Annotated in this window: 1 pseudogene; it reads left to right on the forward strand. The window is 71.2% G+C overall.

Annotated elements, in window-relative coordinates:
- Positions 1–199: 199 nt before the first annotated feature.
- A pseudogene (locus KVT32_RS28830) lies at positions 200–431 on the forward strand (hypothetical protein); the annotation flags it as partial.

The following is a 431-nucleotide window of genomic DNA, read 5'->3' on the forward strand; positions in this document are numbered from 1 at the left end:
ATTTTCAGGGTGCAACCTATGCAATGATGTTCATATTGAAAGTTTTTAAAGGCGGCTTACCATAGCACATCGATAACAATGACACAGGGGATGCGAATGGGGCTGCACTCGAACAAGCGTGCGCCGGGCGCGAACGTGGCCGCGAATCTGTTCGCCACTGTGCTTGCGGCTTCTGTTCCCGGCGCCGCGTTGGCGCAGGGTGCGAGCCCGGTCCGGGCGGCCGTCGGGGCCCCCGTGCTGCTGGCGGGCGGCAGCCCGCGCCCGGCCCTCGGCGGGGTCCTGGCGGCCTGCCGCGCCCCCCGCGGCGGCGCGCCTGGCGGGGGGCCTGACCGGCCGCGAGGCGGGCGGGGGCTTCTCCGTCTGCGCCGCCGGCCAGAAGCGGGTGCCGGCCAAAGCGCCCGCGCCCGCGCTGCCCGACGGCCTGAAGGTCT

Origin of the sequence: Achromobacter sp. GbtcB20, from assembly GCF_019091095.1 — a bacterium.
GTDB lineage: Bacteria > Pseudomonadota > Gammaproteobacteria > Burkholderiales > Burkholderiaceae_B > Achromobacter > Achromobacter mucicolens.